The following is a 20959-nucleotide window of genomic DNA, read 5'->3' as shown; positions in this document are numbered from 1 at the left end:
GCAATGTTTAAAGACAAGCAGGAAATAAAGGATACACGAATACATCTTTGCCTTGATTGCGGCAAATGTACGGTGGTCTGTCCGGTTGCTCGGTATAATCCAGAGTTCAACCCACGACTTATAGTCCAGAGAAACATGGAGCAGAAAGACCGGAATTTTCAGGATGAGACAATCTGGTCCTGTGTTAATTGCTATATGTGCCTGGAGCGTTGCAATTATCGCGTAGAATTTCCGGAGTTCATTCGTATTTTGAGAACTGAGGCACTTATTAAGGGAACTCAGGCGCAGTGCAGTCATGGCGGGGCATTACAGTCAATGATGCATCTGATGAACGGAGAAAACGTGCACCAGGAACGTCTGGGCTGGCTAACGCCGGATATCAAGCTATCTGCACAATATGACACCATATTTTTCGTGGGCTGCGCGCCCTATTTCGACATTATGTTCAGAGACCTAGGAGTGAATACGCTGAAGGGTGTGAAGGCAGCACTGCGGTTGCTTAACCGCGCTAAAATATCCTTTAATCTTCTGGCTAACGAGCGTTGCTGCGGACGTGACCTGCTCCTCCAGGGAGATAAAGAAAGCTTTGTGTCTCTGGCACAGGCCAATGTGGATGAATTTAACCGCCTCGGCGTCAAAAGAATCATCACCACCTGCCCTGAATGTTACTATTCGTTGAAGGTTGACTATCCAAAATTGCTGGGCAGCACAGTCGCTGAAGTGGTATATTGGACAGAGGCTGTAGCTCCGTTGCTACAGAGCGGCGAGCTACATCTTGGTAAACTACAGGAAAAGGCTACTTATCAGGACCCTTGCACCTTGGGGAGAGGCTTGAGGATTTTTGATTCACCTCGCCTGATATTAAGCGCAGTGGACGGCCTGAGTTTGGTGGAAATGGAGCAGAGCCGGGAGAGAGCACTGTGTTGTGGGGCAAGCTCTTGGGTACATTGTGGAACAACAAACCGACAGATACAGGATGAGCGCCTTACCCAGGCAGAGGCTACCGGAGCTGGGATGCTGGTGACTTCTTGTCCAAAGTGCCAAATTCACTTGAAATGTACCCAGCGAAGCCGAAACGGGAAAATGCCCAAAATTGATATACAGGACCTGGCTAGTTTGGCAGCCCGATCCCTGGACCAGGAGGCAGGCTAATTGGCTGAAGAAGAACTCAGGATAGGCGTTTTTATTTGTGATTGCGGGCTTAACATTGCCGGATCTGTGGATACAGAAGAGGTACGGCGGTCGGCAGAAGAGCTTCCTGGCGTGGTAGTTGCGGTGAGAAATCGGTATACCTGCGCTGACCCCGGCCAGGTAGAAATTAACAGACATATCAATGAACACAGACTGAACCGCGTAGTCATAGCTTCTTGCACCCCACGACTTCATGAGTCCACCTTCCGTAAGTGCGTAGCTGAGGTTGGGCTTAACCCTTATTTGCTGGAAATGGCTAACATCAGGGAACATTGTAGTTGGGTGCACCTCTATGACCGCGAGTCGGCTACTAAAAAAGCTGCAGATATTGTTAAAATGGCGGTAGCCCGGGCTCGACTTCTCCAGCCGCAGCAGGAGATGGAAATCCCGGTGACTGATGCTGCTTTGGTTATCGGTGGTGGTGTGGCTGGGATTCAGGCGGCGTTGGACCTCGCTGATGCTGGACATCAGGTGTATCTGGTGGAGGAGAGGCCATCTATTGGTGGCATTATGGCTCAGCTTGACAAAACATTCCCCACAATGGACTGTTCTATATGTGTGCTCGGGCCCAAAATGATGGATGTGGGTCGCCATCCCAGAATCAGGCTGCTTGCCTACAGTAGCGTGGAAGATGTATCTGGCTACGTGGGTAACTTCAAAGTCAGAGTCCGTAAGAAAGCCCGATACGTGGATGAGAACTCATGCAGCGCCTGTGGCAAGTGTGCTGAGGTCTGCCCTGTAGTGCTACCCGATGAATTTCAGCAGGGCTTTTCCTCGCGCAAGGCAGCCTATATCGACTTCCCTCAAGCAGTGCCCTCAGCTTTCCTCATCGACATGGAGCACTGTCTGGGAAACAAACCTGTCGCCTGCGTCAAATGCGTGGATGCCTGCGAGAAGAAGTGTATAGATTTGAACATGCAGGACAAGATAATAGAGCTTGAAGTTGGTACCATAATCGTAGCCACCGGCATGGATGTTTATGACCCGACTCAGCTTGATGAGTACGGCTATACTCGTTTTGAGAATGTCATCACCAGCATGGAATTTGAGAGGCTGATATGCGGAGGCGGACCTACTGAAGGTCATCTGGTACGTCCCACTGACCACAAAACCCCTAAGCGCATTGGCTTTATACAGTGCGTAGGCTCACGAACGGAGAACCGCGGTTATCCCTACTGCTCCAACGTGTGCTGTATGAACACAGTGAAGGACAGTTTGCTCATCAAGGAGCATGACCCGGACGCCGAGATTTTCGTCTTCTATATGGATATTCGCGCCTTCGGTAAGGGATTTGAAGACCTGGTTCGCCGCTCCAGAGAGGTTGGTGTACGCTACATCCGAGGCATACCTGGCGAAATTAAGGAAGACCCGAAGGCCAGAAATCTCCTCGTCAAGGTGGAGAATACCACAACGGCACGGGTGGAGGAGTACGAGCTGGATATGGTGATACTCTCGGTGGGACTTGAGCCAAAGGCTGACCTGAAGCGGCTCATCGGTGTTCTGAACCTGTCTCAAACCAGCGATGGGTTCTTAATGGAAGCTCATCCCAAGCTCAAGCCGGTAGATGCACCGACGCCAGGCATCTTCTTCGCCGGCTGCGTCGAAGCGCCCAAGGACATAAAGGATAGTGTTACTCAAGCCGGGGCTGCCGCTGCCCGTAGTTCCATCCTCCTCAATGCCGGTGTCATCAAAGGTGAGGCTATCAAAGCGATAGTAGACCTTAACAACTGCACCTCGTGCGGTGTCTGTGCCCGCGTCTGTCCTTATGGGGCAATAAAGGTAGATGTCAAGGCTAAGTCTGGAGCTCAATTGATAGCTGCCGCCTGTGCCGGCTGTGGCACCTGTGCTGCTGAATGCCGCTTCGATGCCGTAACCATGCAACACTTCAGTGATGCCCAGGTGCTTGCTCAGATAGATGCTGCCCTGGAGACAGACTCTGAGCAAAAGATTATTACTTTCTTGTGCAACTGGTGCAGCTATGCCGCCAGCGACCTGGCCGGAGTATCCAGGATGCAATTCCCACCAAATAACCGCTTCATCCGTACCATGTGCAGCGGGAGGGTAGATGAGAGCTTCATTCTCCATGCTTTCAAAAAAGGTGCCCCCGTGGTGCTACTCTCCGGATGTCACTTAGGTGACTGCCATTATATCAATGCTAATCACTGGACTATGCGCCGGGCTGATAAGCTGTGGGACAAGCTGGAAAAACTAGGTATTCGTCCTGAACGGCTGCAACTGGAATGGATAAGCGCTGCTGAAGGGCCCCGGTTTGCTCAGATAATGCGCCAGCTTGAGGAGATGCGCCAGAAAGTCACGCCTGAGGAGATATCCTATGCCCGAAAGGTGCTTTCCGAACGGAAGCTGGCAGCAGAGGAGTTGGAAGTCGAGGAAGAGCTCGGCGATACAGCGAAGGTGTGAGTAAGATGGAAGAGCAACTCAGATGCCTCCACTGCGGCTTCGAATATAAAATGACTACCGATGACAAAAAGGGGCTTCAGGAGCGGGTCTGCCCCAGGTGCAAATCGAACAGCGTACGCCGGTTACCAGCTAAGAAAGAATAGCTAAATGACAGCTCTTTTAGGGGGAATAAGGTGAAGAGGGTATTAGTTACTGGAGCTACAGGATTCATTGGTGGCCATCTGGTTAAGGCCAATCTTTCCAAAGGGCATCAAGTCCGTGCCTTGGTGCTCCCCGACGACCCAGAGGCTTCGCTGCTTAAATCCAAGGGCGTGGAGATTGTAACCGGCGATATCCGTGACTACGAAGCGGTGAGAAGGGCGGCATCTGGAGTGGACATAATCTTCCACTGCGCCGCAGTGGTTACAGACTGGGCACCTAAGAGACTATTTCAAGAAGTCACAGTTGGCGGTACGGAGAACATCTGCAAAGCCAGTCTGGAGGCTGGAGTCTCGCGACTTGTAGATATGAGCACCAACGATGTCTTCGGTCTGGATGAGTCTCAAGTAATGGACGAAATCTTCCCGCTGCAGCCCTGGCATGAGCCTTATTCCGACTCCAAGATCGAAGCCGAGAAGATTTGCTGGCGATACTACAGAGAGCATGGGCTTCCTGTGACTATGGTCTATCCTTGCTGGGTTTTCGGTGAGGGTGATAGGACCTTTGTGCCGCTCCTTGCCGACGCCATAGTGAAGCGGGAACTCATCTTCTGGCGCAAGGATGTCATCGTCTGGCCCACGTACATCGAAAATCTGGTGGACCTTTTGATGCTGATTGCTGAGGATAAACGTGCTGTGGGCAACGCTTACCTGGTGCATGATGGTGAATATACCACGCTGGAGAGCTTTTGTGCTGGAATCGCCAAATCGCTGGGTGTTCCTCCCACCGCTACCTACATTCCATATTCCGTGGCTTATGGGGCGGCGATGGTGATGGAATTCATGTGGAAACTGCTGCGGAGGAAGACCAGGCCTCTTCTTACCACCTACACGGTGAAGAATCTCGGTTCCAGGCTCAGGTTCTCTATAGCCAAGGCTGAGCGCGAGCTAGGCTGGAAGCCAAAAATTTCTTACAGCGAGGGATTCAATAAGACGATGGCCTGGCTGAAGACCCTTGACCTCACAACGCTGAAACAGAAGTAAGAAACAGAAGTAATATGAAGGACTTTAGTGGGAAGATAGTTTATATTGTCGGTGGCTCCAGTGGCATCGGCCTGGCCACAGCGAAAGTACTGGCGGCAGAAGGTGCCCACATCATCATTTTTGCCCGGAGAAAAGACCACCTCGAACAAGCCCTTAAGGAAATACAGGGCAATAAGGTTTCCAATTCGCAGCAGTTTGCCTGCAGGCAAACGGATGTTTCTAATTGGGATGAGGTTAAGGTGGTCATGTCCAGGGCTGTAGCTGAATTCGGCGTGCCTGATGTGCTTATCAACTGCGCCGGGCGAGCTTACCCTTTTGTCTTCGAAAAAGTAACCTATGAACAGTTCGACGAGACCATGAAGATAAACTTCTACGGGATATGGCACACCACTTCCGCGCTCGTGCCTTATATGAAGCAACGTGGCGGCTACATCGTGAATGTGTCTTCTATAGCGGGTTTCATCGGCCTTTTCGGCTATACCGATTACAGTGCTTCCAAGTTCGCCATCATCGGTTTTTCTGAGGCCTTGAGGAGCGAGCTGAAGCGATACGGCATAAGGGTGTCTGTGCTCTGTCCGCCAGATACGGATACCCCGGGCTTCCACGAGGAAAACAAGACGAAACCAGAGGAGACCAAAGCCATCTCTGCTGGTGCCAAGCTTAGGCAGCCGGATGAAGTGGCCCATGCCCTGCTTAAAGGTATGAGAAAAGAGGAAAAGTATATTATTCCCGGCTTTGATGGGAAGTCGATATTCCTGCTGAAGCGCCTGCTCCCTGGGCTGGTTGAGTTCGTGATAGACAGCAGCATAAAGAAGGTGCAGGCAAAGAAGCTTTAGCACCAATAGGTGTAGGAGAACAGAATGAGCAATACTAATAAGGACAGAGTAATACCGATATTAGAGATAGTCACCGCAGCCGGGCTCATACTCTTCTGGATAGCGTTCTTTACCGTCGGCCTAGCCCCAGAAAACCCTCCCCAGTGCTATTTTGCCTACGAGCATGCCTTTCCCTTGCCCGATATCTGTCTCGCTTTTCTGCTCCTCGTCTCGGGAATCCTCTTGCTGAGGCAAAATCCGCTGGGAAGGACTCTCTCACTCATTGCTGCCGGCGGGCTTATCTTCCTCGGGCTGTTGGACTTCAGCTTTAACCTTCAGAACGGTATTTACCTCGCCTCTGTTTTGGACCTGGTTTTGAACGCTTTCATAAATGCCTGGTGTGTGGCCTTTGGGGTCATTATCATCTGGCGCAATAGGTAAATCGCCGTTTCATTGCCAGCCCTTCGCCTTCTGTTATTCTAAGCGCTTCGCTGTTGTCATTCTGAGGGAGCGGAGCGACCGAAGAATCTCGTGCCGCCCAAGATGATTACCCCATAAAGCCTTAGTTTACAAAGCTCCGTTTTCCGACTAAAATAGGTATGTTTCGGGCGGTTAGCTCAGCGGTTAGAGCGCTTGCTTCACACGCAAGAGGTCACTGGTTCAAATCCAGTACTGCCCAGGCCGAAGTGGCGGAATGGCAGACGCGCTACGTTCAGGACGTAGTGTCCGAAAGGATATGTGGGTTCAAATCCCACCTTCGGCACCATGCGCCTGTAGCTCAGCGGATAGAGCGCAGCCCTGCGGAGGCTGAGGTCGTGGGTTCAAATCTCACCAGGCGTACCATTTTGGGCGATTAGCTCAGTGGTTAGAGCACCTGCTTTACACGCAGGGGGTCAGTGGTTCAAGTCCACTATCGCCCACCATTCGTACGTGTTACCTATTGTCTAGCTTTTGGGTTTTATTGCTGTAATTTCGTTTATGGCATGGTTAGCCTGAGGTAAAATTCCACTAAACAAACCCATTGGATTACCAGTCTCTTTAACGCCGATTAAGCTAACGAAGAGGTTAATGCGCGCCTATTCTTAATATCTTTTAACTAGCTTTTGGGCTGCGCAGCCTGAACCCGAGGATGATAAGCAGTATGCCGGCTATCACGGCGTAAGCCCCTATTAACCATATTACTGCAATGATGCCAGCTATAGGACGTATCAGTAACAGGATACCTAGAATTATGGAAAGGATGCCGCTTATGGCAAATAGCCATCTGGCGCCTGTTTCCCTGACAGACCTGAAGGCAAAATTGAGTTCCATTACGCCGGTGACCAGCGCCCAGGCGCCAATAAGGAGCACTAATGCCACCTCTGTAATTGCGGGCCAGAAAAAGGTAACGATGCCGACGATGATACCGCAAATGCCCCGGATAAATAGCCAGGTGCGCTGTCCTGCCCCAGCCGTGTAGTTAACCGCAGCCACCAGTGTGAAGATACCATCTACGAAAGCGAAGGCACCGAAGAGAATGGCAAATATAAATAGGCTAACTCCGGGCCAGGCAAGGAGCAAAATGCCAAACAGTAAGGCAATGAACCCCCGCACCGCCACCTGCCACCAGTGTTTTTTGTCGATCGGGAACAACAAACCAATAGTTTCGCTCATGATATCACCCCCTGAAATTCGACATTGTATTTAGTTCAACAATAGGTGTCAAGCAGCGGACAGCAGCTATCGAGATGTATTTCTTGGTTGATTATCAAGGATGATACTCACCCCATTGTTCTTAGCTCTCTTCTTAATATCTTGCCAACTGCACTCTTTGGCAATGAGTCCATGAGGTGGATTGATTTCGGCCTCTTATAAGTGGGCAAATGCTTCTTGCAAAAGTCTACGAGCTCCTTCTCACTGGCTGCCCCTGCAGTCTTTAGGACGACGAATGCTTTTACCTCCTCGCCGTAAACCGGGTCGGGAACGCCAACAACTCCAGCTTCCAGGACCTGAGGATGCTTATGAAGGACGTCCTCTACTTCCTTGGGGTAAACGTTCTCGCCTCCACGGATGATAAGGTCCTTCTTTCGCTCGGTGAGATAAATGTAGCCATCTTCGTCGGTATACCCTACATCACCGGTGTAAAGCCAGCCGTTCCGAAGCACTTCTGCTGTTTCCTCAGGTTTATTCCAGTAACCCTTCATAACTCCCGGACCTTTGATAACTATCTCTCCTATTTTTCCAGAGGGAAGCTCCTGGTCATTCTGGTCGAATATCTTGATACTATTACACTTCTGGTAACATTTGCCAATGGAGCCATATTTGGGCAATCGTCTTCCGGCTAAATTACTACAATTGACAATGGTGGCTTCAGTCAGCCCATATCCTTCCCAGATATCAATACCGTATTTCTCCCTCCACCTGCGAGCCACCTCCAGAGGCATAGGCGCAGAACCACAGACGCAGGTCTGCAGGGAGCTCAAATCATATTTCCCGGCGCCGGGGTGGTTAAGTATCTGGATATACATGGTGGGCACGCCGCGGAATTCAGTGACCTTGAATTGCTCAATACACTTCATCGCTTCTTCGGCATCCCACCGCCTAAGTATGGCTAGCTTGCCTCCAGTCAGGAACTCAAGATTCACCGCGAATATACCGTACCCGTGGAATAGAGGCAGAGTTATTAGACAGATGCGGTTCCGGTCTACGCCAAAAACTTCTACTTCCTTCTTAACTATTTTGCCCTGTCTGACATCCCTCTCTCTAATCCTCCCCTTTAGGGTGATGCCCCTGTTATCCAGTAATACCAATTCATAATACCCGGAAATGTTAGTATACCAGTTATAATGTGTAAGCATGACTCCTTTTGGTCTTCCTGTGGTGCCGGCGGTGTAAAGTATGACAGCCAGGTCGTCGTTATCAGTGTCCTCCGTGACCAGCTCATCTGAACTCTGCTTAATGATTTTGTCGTAGGATATGGCATCCTGCGGAATTTCCTCTCCGATCAAGATTACATTCTTTAGCAGGGGCACCTCGCGGCAAGCTTCTCTTATCATGTCGATGTAGTCTAGGCTACTGATTAAGGCTACCATACCAGCATCCTGATACATGTAGGTAAGTTCGTGTGCACGCAGCGACGGGTTCACCGGAACTAATGTCGCCCCAACTTTGAAAGTAGCGAAAAATGTCTGTATTAGCTGGGGACAGTTCAGCAACTGAACACCTACCCGGTCTCCTTTCCTAACTCCCAGGCTCTTCAGGGCATTGCCTAACCGGTTAGCAATGCGGTTCATTTCAACATTGGTATGCCACTGCCCTTCAAAGTAGACAAACTCATATTCACCAAACCTTGCAGTATTATCTTCCATTAGCCTTGCTAGATTCATTCTCCACCTCTATCTGTCATCTAGTGCCTAAGGTTATCGGGGCATTGTCTTGGGAGTCAAGGGCTATATGGTGTAAAACTATCGATATGGCAAGCCAAGCATTTGGAACAGCACGAAAGATATTATGGAACGGTATATATCTCCCCTAGTTGTTCTTAGTGAAGCTATCTTAGCTCTTCGCAGCGACTGTTTCTCTGCGCACCAGTTTCATAGCGTCGGTTGGGCATACATATCTGCATATACCGCAGCCGATGCAGCGGTTGGCATCACGCAGTGCCAAATCGCCTTCCATTTTCAAGGCCTCCATCCAGCACCTGTCAATGCAGGCACCGCAACCAACGCAGGCATCGTTTTCTATGGCGATAACCCAGTTGGCGATGAAGGCCTGACTGGGCACGGGAGACCGCTTGGCACCCCTTAATATAAAGCAGTGACAGCCACAGCAGTTGCACAGTAGATCGAGATATCTATCGTGACTGTTGGCATAATTATGGACGAGGCCGGCTTTTTCCGCCTCGTCTATTCTCTGTCGGGCTTCCTCCTTGGAAAGGAGACGGACGAAGCCATGACTGTTGGCGAACTGTGCCGATGGACCGAAGATCATGCACAGGTTATCCTTTGGTCTGTCACAAGGCCTATCCATCAGGTCACCCTGATGTCGGCAGACGCAAGTTCCTGCGGCGATATACTCCGTCGTATCTATAAGCTTCATGACCTCGTCATAAGGCAAAATCGTGGGAAGTTCATGGATTTCCTCCTCCACTGAGACTTTTCTAGCCGCAGCCATATCGACGCTGGCAGGTGGTGCGCTTGTCATCATCAGGTTCTTCAGCGCCTTGGCATAGCTTCTAAAGAGTTGCGCCAAACGCTTGGTGCGCTCGTCAACTCGGCCGTGTATAAACTGTAATTCAATAATGCCCGGCACGAGGGGCATGAACTCATACAATCTTTTGCCATCGCTCTCTTTGACCCGCACCAGGCCTTTGTCTGCCATTTCCTCTAGCTGCTTTCCTAGTCGACCGACATCACCCAATTTCATCTTACTGGCAAGTTCCTCATCTGTCACTGGATCGAGGGGCATGCTTGAGGCAATCTCGGCCTGCTCCGGGCTAAAGAGCTCTTTAGCCAAAACGTAGAACTCTTCGCAAGGTATGGAGGGATACGTCATGCTGCGGGCATTAAGCGCATCAGCCAGTTTCTTATAGACCTCTTCTGTCATATTATATTTCCTCCTTATAATATTTGGTGCTCATATAATTTGTGCACAATATTTCTTGCCATATCATACATTTAAGGGAGCAGCCGAGTCAAGATAGTATTGTCCAGTATCAATATATGCCCTGGCTGATTATCAACGATATTGCGGAATTTTGTTGATTAGTTTATATTGTCTTGGTTTAGAGAGATATCACTCATCTCATTCCTTGCCTCGCGGCTTGTTTTTAATGAGTCACTCTAATAATTCAAAAGGGAGCTCCCGTCAATGGCTTATTTTACTCTTAATCTCACTTGCCTCATTCATGGGAGCTCTCGACGCCACTATCGTTAATATCTCGCTTCCTACCATTTCAAAATATTTCCATTGTGATGTAGCCACTGTTTCCTGGGTGGCAATGGCATACTTGCTTGTTCTCTCGAGTACACTCATCACCTTCGGCAGAGTTGCAGATATTCGTGGTTACAAAAAGATTTATGTCGCAGGTTTTGCCATCTTTACACTAGGTTCGCTGTTATGTGGCTTGTCTTCAACAATATATCTACTCATCGGCTTTCGTGTTCTTCAGGGGATCGGAGCTGCAATGCTGCAGGCAATCGGTGGAGCCATGATAGTCAGATACTTGCCAGGGAAAATTCGCGGCACTGCCTTCGGTGTGCTTACCACCTTCGCCGCAGTAGGTCTCGCTGCTGGTACACCTCTTGGCGGTTTCATTTCCCAGTTTTATAGCTGGCACTGGATATTCTTTATAAATGTCCCAGTAGGTATCATCGCTATCATACTCGGCATTGTCGTACTGCCCAGAGATACCCGGGGATTCAGGAAAGGGCAATTCGATATGTCCGGAGCCTGCCTTCTCCTTGTTGCCCTTGTCAGCTTTATTTTCTTCTTGAATATGGGAAACAACGTTGGATGGTTATCCTGGCTCATCCTTATAAGCATCATCATTTCCGTGGCGACATGGGCTGGTTTCATTTTTAACGAAAAAAGGACTCAGTTCCCTCTAATCGATCTTAACTTTTTTCGGGATAAGAACTTCGCTATGACAGTAACTATTGCGCTCCTTATTCTTCTAGTGGGCCAGGGTTCGTGGTATGCCTTTCCCTTCTATTTTGAGCTTGAAAAAGGTTTTGCCACCAACATCGCCGGGCTTATCCTGCTGGTGCCTACCATTTTCATGATGGTTTGCGGTCCGATAGCTGGCTTCCTTTCTGACCGAATTGGCTCTCGTCCCATTTGTATCCTCGGGTCTGCGGTGCTCATCACGGCCTTCCTTATGTTTGCCATAATGGGCACCAAGACAGAACTGTATTACATAATCATAGCTCTAGCTCTTGAAGGAATTGGAATCGGGCTTATAATGCCGGCAAACTTCAATCTCATCATGGGCATGAGTGCCAAAGGCGGTGAAGGTGTAATGAACAGTCTTGTGACCACGATGAGGAATGTCGGGGCAGTGATGGGCATAGCAGTTTTTACACTCATCTTTCTTTCAGTGATTGCGAGTGAGGGCATTTTGCCTGCAGGTATTACCGCTCATTCATTGCCTCCGAAGGCTTTTGTTCTTGGTTTCCACGCCATATTTCTTTTCGGTGCTGGATTAGGTGGTGTACTTCTGGCTCTTAATTTGGCCCTCCGTGAAAAAAAGGGAGCTCTATAGCCAGATAAATCAGAGGGGGTCGATATTCTCAGGCAAAACTACTGATATGGTCCAAATATGATGTATTTGTTCGGTTGAGGAGTGCACTCCGCTTCATTGTTAATTCTCCTTTTAGCGCCATGACAGCGCCCTTTTTGGATACTGGTTATATCGAGAAACTTGTCATTACGGACATTTGTGCATACAATTATAGGAAAACTGGAATAGAGAGCTATACGAATCTTGCGCGGCTCATCCGATTTTCAGTGAATCTGTGCTAACTTCTAAGAATAGAGCCTAAAATGAAAGGATCTATTGAAATTTCCCGTGATCTGTGCAAAGGGTGTGAACTTTGCATCTCTTTCTGCCCCAAGGGCATTATTGCTCTTTCTGATAAATTAAATATGAATGGCTATCTGCCGGCTGTATTTAATGACAATGGCGAATGTACTGGGTGTGCTATTTGTGCATTGGTCTGCCCGGAAGTAGCAATAGAGGTGTATCGTGGCTAAGGTCCTCATGACCGGGAACGCAGCTATCGGAGAAGCAGCCATCAGAGCAGGCTGCCAAAGCTACTTCGGATATCCCATAACGCCTCAGAACGAGCTGACCGAGTATATGGCTACTCATCTGAGCCGAAGGAAGGGCTGCTCTTTCATTCAGGCAGAGAGTGAAATTGCTGCTGTAAACATGGTCTATGGAGCCAGCTTGGTTGGGGTCAGAACAATGACCTCTTCATCCAGTCCTGGTATCAGTCTAAAACAGGAGGGAATTTCTTATCTAGCAGCCTGCGAGCTTCCAGCAGTCATTGCCAATATGTCCAGAGGTGGTCCGGGATTAGGAAGCATAGTTGCTGCTCAATCAGACTACTTTCAGGCCACTCGAGGTGGAGGTCATGGAGATTACAGGACAATTGTTTTAGCGCCTTCATCAGTCCAGGAGCTGGCAGACCTCACACATAAAGCCTTTGACCTCGCTGACAAATACAAGATTCCCGTCATTATCCTCGGAGATGGCATTCTAGGCCAGATGATGGAGCCGGTGGAATTCAAACATGAAGCCCCAGCAGAATTGCCAATCAGGAGTGATGCACTGAGGGGCGCAAGGGGACGTCCCAGCAAATTTATAAAGACCTTTACCTCAAATCCAGCCGAACTGGAGGAGATCAACTGGAGCTTATTCAGAAGATACGAGTTAATCAAAAGAGATGAGACTGCCTATGAAACATTTTTGGCAGAAGATGCTGAGTTAATAGTAGTTGCTTTTGGCATAGCAGCCCGTATTGCTAAAGGAGCTATCAGGACGGTAAGAACGGAAGGTTTAAAGGTTGGACTGCTGAGGCCGATCACTCTATGGCCGTTCCCTTACGAAGCAGCGAAGGAATTGGCGAAGGGAGTGAAGCAATTCTTGGTCTTCGAGATGAACATGGGGCAGATGTTGGAAGATGTGCAATTGGCTCTGGAAGGACAAGGGGAAGTCTCCTTCTATGGAAGGCCGGGAGGGGTAATTCCCACACCAAGCGAAGTGGCTCGGGTGATCTCACGTCTTTATTATCAGAAGGGATTGAATAAGTGAAGAAAGTATTTACCAGGCCTAAATCGCTGAAGAGAAATACCTTCCACTATTGCCCGGGGTGTGGGCACTCTATTATCCATAGACTTATCTGTGAAGTTATTGACGAAATGAACCTTCAGGATAAAGTCATCGGCATCCCACCTCCAGGCTGTTCTGTTTTTGCTTACTACTATTTCGACGTGGATATGGCGGAATCAGCACATGGGAGGGGTGCTGCCGTGGCTACCGGCATCAAACGGGCTTTCCCTGAAGCAGTTGTCTTCACTTACCAGGGTGACGGTGACCTTGCTGGCATCGGTACCGCCGAGACTATACACGCTGCCAACAGAGGAGAAAATGTAACCTCCATTTTCATCAATAACGCCGTCTATGGTATGACCGGTGGGCAGATGGCCCCAACTACACTTTCGGGGCAGAAGACGACCACTACGCCTTACGGACGGGATGCTATTTTGGAAGGTCATCCCATAAAGATGAGCGAAATTTTGGCCCTAGTTGAGGGTGCGGCTTACATAGAGCGGGTGGCGGTAAACTCCCCAGCCAATATCCGAAAAACCAAAAAGGCAATCCACAAGGCCTTCCAGGTGCAACTTGGCAAGCTTGGTTTCGCCATGGTGGAGATACTATCCCCCTGCCCCACCAATTGGAAGATGAGCCCCTATGAAGCATGGCAATGGATAGACAAAGAAATGACAAAGGTATTTCCGTTAGGTGTGATAAAAGACATCACGGAGAGAGGTGATGCTGATTAAAACGGTCATTGCCGGTTTTGGAGGTCAGGGTGTTATGTCCATGGGGCTAAATTTAGCCCAGGCAGCAATGCTCGAAGGCAAAAATGTAACCTATCTGCCCTCCTATGGCGCTGAGGTCCGTGGCGGTACTGCCAATTGCACCGTGGTCATATCAGATGATGAGATCGCATCTCCGGTGGCTTCATCACCCGAATTTATTATTGCCATGAATCAACCCTCTGCAGTTAGATTCCAGAACCAAATTCAGTCAGGTGGTTTGTTTTTCATCAATTCCTCCTTGGTAGAATCTGCAATCTCAAGAGGTGACATTAATATCGTTAGGGTGCCAGCAAATAGTATTGCCGAAGAGTTGGGTAATCCGAAAGCTGCCAACATGGTGATGCTGGGCGCATTCACCAAAAGGAGCAGCCTGGTTTCCCTGTCTAGCGTGATTGAAACGCTGAAGGATATTCTAGGCATGAAACAAAAATTACTAGCTATTAACGAAAAGGCCTTAAGGGCAGGATATGGCCTTTTCTAAAATGAGTTAAGTATATTTAATCGAGGAGTAATCAATGTCCGTAAAGCAGATTTCAGTAACCTTGGAAAATGTGCCCGGTAAATTCTTGGCGGTGAGCGAGTGTCTGGGAAGAGAGGGAATAAACATCAGAGCTATTTCAGTGGCTGATACATCCGATTTTAGTACTGTGAGATTTGTAACGGATAACCCGGAGAAAACGGCTAACGTGCTGAGAAGCCAAGGCTATTCTGTACACGAAACCGATGTAATAGCAGTGGAAGTCCCTGATCATCCCGGAGGTCTCCAGGCCGTGCTAAAGCCACTGCGTGATTCTAAAATTAATGTTCTCTATTTCTATACCTATCTAGGCAGGGGCGAAAGCGGACAGCCCATAGTCATCATCGGAGTGGACGAAACCAAAGGGGCAATAGAGGCTCTAAATAAGAATTGGGTCCATACTTTTGGCAAAGAAATCTATTCACTTTAATATATACCTGCCAGCGCAATTAACATTTCAGCGGAGCGACTGCTGTAGACCCGTAGCCAACAGTTTCCTCTCAAAGCAAAGTTCGGTAACTGTCCACACTGCTCTGCCAGGTGGCTAATCTTATTCGCCTATTTGGGCAGATGAGTTCTAAAGCTAAGTGCCGCTTTTTTTGATTTTTTCTATTTCTTTTTCTACCGCTGCCCTCTCTGACCCTATATCACTTTTTACAAAGACGGCTACGGCATTGAACACTAACCCTATTCCCCAAAACAGCATCACCCACATCGGCCAGAAATAACCTGCGCCTGTAAAGTACCAGATGGCTACAAGCATCAAATTGACGAGGACGTATGCGGTCAGATGGGAGTAAAATCCCCTCCTTCTTCGCACCCTCTGCGTGGCTATTTCGCGGATTTCCTCTTCAGACATCTTCTTCGACATAGCTCACCTCCTTTATTTGAATTGCTGTTGGGATGCAGCATCTAGTCGATTCGCTTGAACATCTTCTTGGGCATTCCGCAGACGGGGCATTTATCAGGAGCTTCACCTTCGACTGTATTGCCGCAGTATTGGCAAACATAAATTGGCTGCTCAGTCATATCCTGACCTTTTTCTAACAAAGATAGAGCAGCCTGATATAGGCGGTGATGAATTTGCTCAACCGTATTCGCCAGGTCGAAGCTGTCTTTCGCCTTCTTATCACCTTCGGCGTCAGCCTGCTTCATGAACTCGGGGTACATCTTGGTGAACTCGTAGTTCTCCCCACCGATTGCCGTATTCAGGTTGTCCTTGGTTGACTTTATCCCCTGCATGACCTTTAAGTGGTTCCGGGCATGGACTGTCTCAGCGTCCGATGCAGCGCGAAATAATCTTGCTATCTGCTTATGCCCCTCTTCGTCAGCTTTCTCAGCAAAATACAGGTATTTGCGACTGGCCTGGCTTTCTCCGGCAAACGCTTCTTGCAGATTCTCATTGGTTTTGCTCATAATCCCCCTCCTGATAGTTTAATTAACTATATTTTAATCTAAATCACATGCTACTTGAAGCCATTGGCACCCTTCTTGTCTTTACCTCGATACTGCCCGATCAAATCGATGGTAATCATGATAACGAAGACCGTCACCAGCAAAAGGGCCAGCGTATGCGTCCCCTCCTTATGCACCAAAAGTGTTATGATAAATATCTCCAGCAGTAGTACGGCAGTCTCAACAACATGCCTGCGAGTCACCGTCTCTAATATAAACGACATGATTAGAACCTCAACCCAGCCTTTGATCAGTATGTCTGAAATCGTATTCCCCGTCAGTGCATCCGGCAGCATCCATACCTGTACCGCCTTTAGAAAAGCAAGGGTAAACAGAGATTCAGGTATAAAGGAGAGTGGCACAGCAAGGTAGGGACGCATCCTGCGGGCCAGCACTCCGCAGACTAGCCCTGTCATCGCTTTGCCGACTATTATGGAAAGTCCTACCACGGGGCCATAGGCGCCCAGAACGCCAAATTTAACATAGGGATATATGGCTACCGTAGCTCCGGCAAGCAACCCGTAATACGGCCCGAAGTGTATGGCGATGGCAAAGGTCGCCAGATGTGACAAATCGAAGGCGATTTGTGGTTGTGTAGATATAAGCGAAGTGGATAAAAGGGCGAGGAGATTCCCCAGGCCCCCCGCTAAGAGGGTAGTCAGTAATTTCCCGTGCCTGCCGCTCACAGTGAAACGCATTTGGTAGATTATACCACCACATTAATATGTATAACACCAGCTAAAATACACGCCAAGCCGAGCTTGTTAAGGCGAGCTGCTTGCTAGTATAATGAACTAGCATACGGGGCTGTAGCTCAATTGGGAGAGCGCCTCCCTTGCACGGAGGAGGTCAGGGGTTCGAATCCCCTCAGCTCCACCAGTTAGGCAATAGTATCAGCTCATAGAACCCCGCAACCGCGTGTCTATAATCTGGCACAGGTCATACACCTATAATATTCGTTGTCATTGCCAGCCCTTTGCCATGACAATCAGCCAAAGCGGATAGATCTAAAGGTGTGTCCCTACAACCGCTCGCGATGACACGTGGGTGTTGGTACATTCTATCTGTTGACAACTATATGCGAGCACAATAGAATGAATAAAGAGAGACGATGACATAGCTTAGCTATAGGCTCTCGTTTTGTAAGGCGTGCAGGTGGGCATGAGCATGGAGAAGGGCAAAGCGAATACACGATGGTCGGATTTCAAAATGGTATTCGCCTGCCCCTTTTTGTTTGTGGCAACAGATTGCGTATTTAACCTGCAACTTCTCTTGTAAGGAGGAGACGGTGGCAAGAAAACCACTGGGTAAGGAAAAATTTAAAGCTCCGCTAAACGGCACCCCTAAAAGCACAAGTCCCCTTTCACCTTACAGGTTCCACCTGATGATAGCACTGGTGGCAGTGGTCATTTTGCTTGGAGGATATGTATTTTACTATTTCCAGGAGCAACAGATGCGCCAGCGTATTGAGAGTGGACTGTCAATCGTGGCTCAATTGAAGGCGGAGCAGATTGTGGAGTGGCGTGCTGAAAGGTTGATGGATGCCGATATGCTCGTGGAAAGCCCATTCTTCACAGAAGGGGTCGAAAGGTATGTGGCTTCGCCGACTGACACTGAGATTAAAAATAAAATTCTTGCCAGGTTAGCAATCATAGCGAAATCATATCCATACCAGGATATACTGCTGGTTGACGTGAATGGTAAGGTGCTTCTAAGCCTCAATGATAATGTGCATCGCCTCAGCGATGTGACATTGTCACAACTGGCAGTTGCCATCAAAGAGCATAAAGCCGTCATGGTCGATTTCCATTATCCTCCGGACAGCAATTCCCCACATCTGGATGTGATTGCGCCGCTCTTTCCCTGGGGGCAAGATTCGCAGTCGGCATTAGGCGCCGTGGTTTTCTGTATCGACCCCTCTCAATACCTTTATCCGCTGATACAGTCCCAGCCCGTACCAAGCGAGACCGCCGAGATTTTGCTGGTGGAACGCGATGGCGACCAGGTGTTGTTTTTGAACGATTTACGCTTCCAGAAAGACACCGCGCTTAAACTGAGAATCCCTCTGAACCAACAGGAAGCCCCCGCTGTCATGGCTGTCCTGGGTAAAGAGGGAGTCGTTGAGGGCAAGGATTACCGCGAAGTAGAGGTATTAGCTGCCCTGAAGCATATCCCCGATTCTCCGTGGTATATGGTAGCCAAAATCGATACCAGCGAGGCATTCTCGGCATGGCGCTTTGGGTCTAGTCTCATTATAGCTTTCTCCGCTGGACTGCTGGCTGCTGCGATTGCCGTCATCGGGCTCATCTGGCAGCGGAGGCAAAGGCTGGTGTATCAGACATTGTATCAGGCAGAAATTGAGGCTCAGGCACTGCGCCGCCACTTTGAGTATCTGGTGAAATACGCCAATGACATCATCCTCTTGATCGCTGAGGATCAACACATCGTCGAAGTTAATGACCAGGCGCTTGAAGCATACGGCTACACGCGACGGGAAATGCTAGGCCTGCCGCTGGCGGCTCTCATATCACCCGGAGGCCTACCCACATATCAGGCACAGCTACGTAAAATCCAGCAAAAAGGCGCAATCATAGCAGAAGCCATACATCAACGCAAAGATGGCTCCACTTTTCCTGTGGAAGTCAGCGGCCGGAGCATCAAGATAGAAAATAAAACGTACCTCCAGGAAATCATCCGTGACATCACCGAGCGCAAAGCCCGGGAACAGGAGTACCAGGCTATCATTCGCACCACCATAGATGGTTTTTGGCTGGTGGATATGCAGGGGCGCTTCTTAGATGTGAACGAGGCTTACTGCCATCTGACAGGTTACAGCCGTGAAGAGCTTCTAAATATGTCAATACCTGATGTTGAAGCTGTAGAGAAACCAGAGGAGACAGCCCAACGCATCCGAAAGATAAAGGAGGTTGGCCACGACCGCTTTGAAACCCGTCACCGACGTAAGGATGGCGAGATTGTTGACGTTGAGATAAGTGTCAACTATTTGTCAACTGACGGTGGACGGATGTTTGTATTCGTCCGTGATATCACCGAGCGCAAGCGGGCGGAAGAGAGGCTTCGCGAATCTGAAACCGAACTGAAAAAAGCCCAGATAGTCGCCAATGTGGGAAACTGGGTATGGCACATCCAATCCAACCAGTTGGAATGGTCGGAGCAGATGTATAGTATCTTCGGCATTGATAAAGACGACTTCATCGGCGATTTAGCCGATGTTATTGCCCGCGCCATCCATCCTGATGACCGCGCTGCAGTCGAGCGGGCAAACCTTTCGGTAACCCAAGACAAGAAGCCGATGCCGCTGGAATACCGCGTCATCTGGCCCGACGGGATGGTGCGCGTGGTATGGGCCGAAGCGGGTGAACTCATCTTGGACGAGGCAGGCAATCCATTAGTCATCAGAGGGATCGCGCAGGATATCACCGAGCGCAAGCAGGCGGAAAAGACACTGCGGGAGAGCGAGGAGCGGTATCGGGCGTTGTTCGACCGCTCACCTGATTGCGTTTACTTACATGATTTTGAAGGCAATTTTCTCGACGCCAACGATGAAGCCTTGAAATTGATGGGTTATGACAGAAAAGACATCCCTAGTCTCAATTTTGCTTCCCTATTGAGCGAAGACCAGTTACCTAAGGCTTTGGCCGCCCTCGAAGAGGTGAGAGATACTGGGACTCAGAGACAGGCATATGAGTTCAGGCTGAGGCGTAAGGATGGTGGGTATGTGGATGTGGAGGCCACAGCATCTGCTATCTACCGCGAGGGAAAACTTTACGCGTGTCAGGGAATTGCCCGCGACCTCACCGAGCGCAAGCGGGCGGAGGAGATGCTGCAAAAGAGCGAACAGAGATATCGCTTGCTCGCCGAGAATGCCAGAGACATCATCTGGACCATGGATATGAATTTGCAGTTCACCTATATGAGCCCATCTGTTTTGCAGGTCCGGGGCTATACCGCTGAAGAAGTTATGTCTCAGTCAGTGGAGGAAATCTTTACTCCGTCCTCACTTGAGGTGGTTATGAAGGCTTTTGAGGAGGAACTAGCCATAGAAGGCACGGAACAGAAGGATTTGACTAGATCGCGTATGCTAGAACTTGAACATACCTGCAAAGACGGCTCTACGGTCTGGGTGGAAATGATAGTGACCTTCCTGCGTGATGAGAATGGTCGTCCTATCGGGCTAATAGGGATTTCCCGTGACATCACCGAGCGCAAGCGGGCAGAGGAGGCGCTGCGGCAATCCGAGGGAAAATACCGGACTATACTCAAACAAATGGAGGATAGCTATTTTGAGGTAGACCTTGCCGGCAATATCACCTTCGTCAATGATGCTACGTGCCGCAACCTGGGATATTCCATGGAGGAGCTACTGGGGGTGAATTATCGGGGCTTTACGGCTGAAGATGATGTCAAGCACGTGTATGAGGCTTTTAACCAGGTCTTCAGAACGGGCGAGCCGAATAAAGGCTTTCTCTGGAAAGTCATCAGAAAGGATGGGAGCGTAGGATTTGCCGAGGCCTCCGTTTCTCTTTTGCGCAGCCAGGTAGGGGGAATTATCGGTTTTCGGGGCGTCGGTCGTGATATTACCGAGCGCCAGCAGGCTGAAGATGACAGGAGACAACTGGAGCTAAAGGCTCAAGCTACCAGCCGCCTGGCTTCTGTGGGCGAGATGGCAGCCGGCGTTGCCCACGAGATAAATAATCCTCTCACCGCAGTCACTGGCTATGCCCAGTTGCTTATGGACCGAGAGGACATCCCAGCGGACATCAGGAGCGATTTGG

At 49.4% G+C, this 20959-nt stretch carries 18 protein-coding genes and 5 tRNA genes; 17 read left to right on the top strand and 6 right to left on the bottom strand.

Going from position 1 to position 20959, the window contains the following annotated elements; translation table 11 throughout:
* Positions 1 to 3: 3 nt before the first annotated feature.
* The 9 genes from FJ023_02835 (at position 4) to FJ023_02795 (ending at position 6528) form a co-directional block, all read left to right on the top strand.
* Complete coding sequence (locus FJ023_02835) at positions 4 to 1152, top strand: (Fe-S)-binding protein (GenBank protein MBM4446272.1); 1149 nt, start codon at positions 4 to 6, stop codon at positions 1150 to 1152.
* Positions 1153 to 3609 (top strand): hydrogenase iron-sulfur subunit, encoded by a 2457-nt coding sequence (locus FJ023_02830; GenBank protein MBM4446271.1) that lies wholly within the window; start codon positions 1153 to 1155, stop codon positions 3607 to 3609. It begins immediately after the preceding gene.
* A 173-nt stretch (positions 3610 to 3782) separates the two neighbouring features.
* Positions 3783 to 4790, top strand: coding sequence for an NAD-dependent epimerase/dehydratase family protein (locus FJ023_02825; protein MBM4446270.1), 1008 nt, complete (start codon positions 3783 to 3785; stop codon positions 4788 to 4790).
* 14 nt (positions 4791 to 4804) lie between these two features.
* The gene (locus FJ023_02820; GenBank protein ID MBM4446269.1) at positions 4805 to 5626 is read left to right on the top strand and encodes an SDR family oxidoreductase; all 822 of its coding nucleotides are present in this window, start codon (positions 4805 to 4807) and stop codon (positions 5624 to 5626) included.
* Between the two features lie 24 nt (positions 5627 to 5650).
* Positions 5651 to 6046, top strand: coding sequence for a hypothetical protein (locus tag FJ023_02815; GenBank protein ID MBM4446268.1), 396 nt, complete (start codon positions 5651 to 5653; stop codon positions 6044 to 6046).
* Positions 6047 to 6211: 165 nt separating this feature from the next.
* Positions 6212 to 6284, top strand: a tRNA-Val gene (locus tag FJ023_02810).
* Between the two features lies 1 nt (position 6285).
* Positions 6286 to 6371: transfer RNA gene (locus FJ023_02805), tRNA-Leu, on the top strand.
* A 1-nt stretch (position 6372) separates the two neighbouring features.
* A tRNA-Arg gene (locus FJ023_02800) sits at positions 6373 to 6448 on the top strand.
* Between the two features lie 4 nt (positions 6449 to 6452).
* A tRNA-Val gene (locus FJ023_02795) sits at positions 6453 to 6528 on the top strand.
* A 169-nt stretch (positions 6529 to 6697) separates the two neighbouring features.
* Here the strand turns inward: FJ023_02795 and FJ023_02790 are convergent.
* The 3 genes from FJ023_02790 to FJ023_02780 form a co-directional block, all read right to left on the bottom strand.
* Positions 6698 to 7258 carry an HdeD family acid-resistance protein gene (locus FJ023_02790; GenBank protein MBM4446267.1) on the bottom strand — a complete coding sequence of 187 codons (561 nt, stop codon included), beginning with the start codon at positions 7256 to 7258 and terminating at the stop codon, positions 6698 to 6700.
* A gap of 107 nt (positions 7259 to 7365) precedes the next feature.
* The gene (locus tag FJ023_02785) at positions 7366 to 8970 is read right to left on the bottom strand and encodes a long-chain fatty acid--CoA ligase (protein MBM4446266.1); all 1605 of its coding nucleotides are present in this window, start codon (positions 8968 to 8970) and stop codon (positions 7366 to 7368) included.
* A 169-nt stretch (positions 8971 to 9139) separates the two neighbouring features.
* A complete protein-coding gene (locus tag FJ023_02780) occupies positions 9140 to 10189 on the bottom strand; it encodes a hypothetical protein (protein MBM4446265.1) in 1050 nt (349 codons plus the stop codon).
* Between the two features lie 226 nt (positions 10190 to 10415).
* Here FJ023_02780 and FJ023_02775 point away from each other — a divergent pair, with 226 nt between their 5' ends.
* The 6 genes from FJ023_02775 to FJ023_02750 all read left to right on the top strand — a co-directional run bounded on the left by FJ023_02775 (position 10416) and on the right by FJ023_02750 (position 15138).
* Entirely contained in the window at positions 10416 to 11846 is a 1431-nt protein-coding gene (locus FJ023_02775; protein MBM4446264.1) for an MFS transporter, read from the top strand.
* Between the two features lie 281 nt (positions 11847 to 12127).
* Positions 12128 to 12337: a 4Fe-4S dicluster domain-containing protein gene (locus FJ023_02770; protein MBM4446263.1), complete on the top strand. Its 210-nt coding sequence runs from the start codon at positions 12128 to 12130 to the stop codon at positions 12335 to 12337.
* Positions 12327 to 13400 carry a 3-methyl-2-oxobutanoate dehydrogenase subunit VorB gene (gene vorB / locus FJ023_02765; protein MBM4446262.1) on the top strand — a complete coding sequence of 358 codons (1074 nt, stop codon included), beginning with the start codon at positions 12327 to 12329 and terminating at the stop codon, positions 13398 to 13400. The genes FJ023_02770 and vorB overlap by 11 nt, the downstream gene beginning before the upstream one ends.
* Positions 13397 to 14152: a 2-oxoglutarate oxidoreductase gene (locus tag FJ023_02760; GenBank protein ID MBM4446261.1), complete on the top strand. Its 756-nt coding sequence runs from the start codon at positions 13397 to 13399 to the stop codon at positions 14150 to 14152. The genes vorB and FJ023_02760 overlap by 4 nt, the downstream gene beginning before the upstream one ends.
* Positions 14142 to 14672: a 2-oxoacid:ferredoxin oxidoreductase subunit gamma gene (locus tag FJ023_02755; protein ID MBM4446260.1), complete on the top strand. Its 531-nt coding sequence runs from the start codon at positions 14142 to 14144 to the stop codon at positions 14670 to 14672. The genes FJ023_02760 and FJ023_02755 overlap by 11 nt, the downstream gene beginning before the upstream one ends.
* 34 nt (positions 14673 to 14706) lie before the next feature.
* On the top strand, positions 14707 to 15138 hold the full coding sequence (locus tag FJ023_02750; protein ID MBM4446259.1) for an amino acid-binding protein: 432 nt from the start codon (positions 14707 to 14709) through the stop codon (positions 15136 to 15138).
* A gap of 153 nt (positions 15139 to 15291) precedes the next feature.
* Here FJ023_02750 and FJ023_02745 read toward each other — a convergent pair whose 3' ends face one another.
* The 3 genes from FJ023_02745 to FJ023_02735 are packed head-to-tail and all read right to left on the bottom strand — an operon-like array spanning position 15292 to position 16861.
* Positions 15292 to 15579, bottom strand: a complete 288-nt coding sequence (locus tag FJ023_02745) for a 2TM domain-containing protein (GenBank protein MBM4446258.1) — start codon at positions 15577 to 15579, stop codon at positions 15292 to 15294.
* 41 nt (positions 15580 to 15620) lie between these two features.
* Entirely contained in the window at positions 15621 to 16124 is a 504-nt protein-coding gene (locus FJ023_02740) for a rubrerythrin family protein (protein ID MBM4446257.1), read from the bottom strand.
* A 50-nt stretch (positions 16125 to 16174) separates the two neighbouring features.
* Positions 16175 to 16861 carry a hypothetical protein gene (locus FJ023_02735; GenBank protein ID MBM4446256.1) on the bottom strand — a complete coding sequence of 229 codons (687 nt, stop codon included), beginning with the start codon at positions 16859 to 16861 and terminating at the stop codon, positions 16175 to 16177.
* 105 nt (positions 16862 to 16966) lie between these two features.
* Between FJ023_02735 and FJ023_02730 the strand changes: the two genes are divergently transcribed.
* Together FJ023_02730 and FJ023_02725 are read left to right on the top strand one after the other, a co-directional pair.
* Positions 16967 to 17042: transfer RNA gene (locus tag FJ023_02730), tRNA-Ala, on the top strand.
* Between the two features lie 409 nt (positions 17043 to 17451).
* The coding region (locus tag FJ023_02725; protein MBM4446255.1) for a PAS domain S-box protein at positions 17452 to 20959 on the top strand (3508 nt) is incomplete at its 3' end.

The organism is Chloroflexota bacterium (assembly GCA_016875875.1).
Taxonomy (GTDB): Bacteria; Chloroflexota; Dehalococcoidia; order GIF9; family UBA5629; genus 9FT-COMBO-48-23.
Note: the sequence above shows the minus strand (reverse complement) of the source record. Positions and strands in the feature narration are given on the sequence as shown.

Excerpts from the sequence above, each read along its gene's own strand:
- FJ023_02770 (MBM4446263.1), top strand. The coding sequence starts at position 12,128 with ATGAAAGGATCTATTGAAATTTCCCGTGATCTGTGCAAAGGGTGTGAA.
- FJ023_02790 (MBM4446267.1), bottom strand. The coding sequence starts at position 7,258 with ATGAGCGAAACTATTGGTTTGTTGTTCCCGATCGACAAAAAACACTGG.
- FJ023_02815 (MBM4446268.1), top strand. The coding sequence starts at position 5,651 with ATGAGCAATACTAATAAGGACAGAGTAATACCGATATTAGAGATAGTC.
- FJ023_02835 (MBM4446272.1), top strand. The coding sequence starts at position 4 with ATGTTTAAAGACAAGCAGGAAATAAAGGATACACGAATACATCTTTGC.
- FJ023_02820 (MBM4446269.1), top strand. The coding sequence starts at position 4,805 with ATGAAGGACTTTAGTGGGAAGATAGTTTATATTGTCGGTGGCTCCAGT.
- FJ023_02735 (MBM4446256.1), bottom strand. The coding sequence starts at position 16,861 with ATGCGTTTCACTGTGAGCGGCAGGCACGGGAAATTACTGACTACCCTC.
- FJ023_02755 (MBM4446260.1), top strand. The coding sequence starts at position 14,142 with ATGCTGATTAAAACGGTCATTGCCGGTTTTGGAGGTCAGGGTGTTATG.
- FJ023_02785 (MBM4446266.1), bottom strand. The coding sequence starts at position 8,970 with ATGAATCTAGCAAGGCTAATGGAAGATAATACTGCAAGGTTTGGTGAA.
- FJ023_02745 (MBM4446258.1), bottom strand. The coding sequence starts at position 15,579 with ATGTCGAAGAAGATGTCTGAAGAGGAAATCCGCGAAATAGCCACGCAG.
- FJ023_02750 (MBM4446259.1), top strand. The coding sequence starts at position 14,707 with ATGTCCGTAAAGCAGATTTCAGTAACCTTGGAAAATGTGCCCGGTAAA.
- FJ023_02775 (MBM4446264.1), top strand. The coding sequence starts at position 10,416 with ATGAGTCACTCTAATAATTCAAAAGGGAGCTCCCGTCAATGGCTTATT.
- FJ023_02740 (MBM4446257.1), bottom strand. The coding sequence starts at position 16,124 with ATGAGCAAAACCAATGAGAATCTGCAAGAAGCGTTTGCCGGAGAAAGC.
- FJ023_02780 (MBM4446265.1), bottom strand. The coding sequence starts at position 10,189 with ATGACAGAAGAGGTCTATAAGAAACTGGCTGATGCGCTTAATGCCCGC.